The sequence below is a fragment of the Sphingobium sp. BS19 genome (genome assembly GCF_027925545.1).
In the GTDB taxonomy this organism is placed as follows: domain Bacteria; phylum Pseudomonadota; class Alphaproteobacteria; order Sphingomonadales; family Sphingomonadaceae; genus Sphingobium.
The window spans coordinates 1-833 of sequence record NZ_BSEF01000080.1 but is presented as its reverse complement, the minus strand read 5'-3'; the positions used below and the strand labels follow the sequence as shown (position 1 = coordinate 833).

The following is an 833-nucleotide window of genomic DNA, read 5'->3' as shown; positions in this document are numbered from 1 at the left end:
GGTGTGGCTTGTGGCATTTTTTGCCTCGTTGCAGGATTGGCTTCGACACCCATTTTCCTACTATAAAGCAACTGCTTAGGCCACTCCCGCCAACCCTTCTAACTAAGCACGGTGAATAAGACGGGCTAGGATGACCATTCCTTGAACTGGTAATCGCTTGTTACGGAACTGTTGTAAGCGCCGACGGAAGGCGGCATTGACGCGAAGCGGCTAGCGTGTCGGCAAGGGCTTCGGCGCTTACCTTCCTCGCGGTAGATGCGCAGCAGCTGGACGCCTCGAAAAACTGTGGCCTTTGATGGGTAGATTTGATGCACTTCGCCGACGATGTGGTGGAGGTGATAATGGCAGGTCAGCCGGGTTTCTTCGATCTTTCATACCGGTACGAAGCGCTGAGTGCGGCAGGCGATCCGCTGGAGCGGTTGGGGGCTGTCGTGGATTTCGAGGTTTTCCGGAGTCCGTTGATTGTGGCGTTGCGACGTAACGTTCGCAGCAAGGGCGGTCGGCCGCCGTTCGACCCGGTGCTCATGTTCAAGATCCTGGTTCTGCAGGCGCTTTACTCGTTGTCGGACGAGGCCACCGAGTTCCAGATCAAGGACCGCCTTTCGTTCCAGCGGTTTCTGGGACTTGGCCTTGACGGCACGGTGCCCGATGCGACCACCGTGTGGCTGCTCCGGGAACGGCTCGTGCAGGCCAAGGCGATCGACCGGTTATTCGCCCGCTTCGATGCGGCGCTCAAGGATCGGGGCTATCTGGCGATGGGTGGGCAGATCATCGACGCCACGGTCGTGCCAGCACCCAAGCAACGCAATACCGAAGCCGAAAAGGTCGCAATC

The 833-nt window shown here is 58.6% G+C and carries 1 protein-coding gene; it reads left to right on the top strand.

Annotated elements, in window-relative coordinates; genetic code table 11:
• Positions 1–341 precede the first annotated feature (341 nt).
• Positions 342–833, top strand: a 492-nt coding sequence (locus QMG56_RS23250) for a transposase (RefSeq protein WP_281825277.1), incomplete at its 3' end; no start/stop codon positions are given.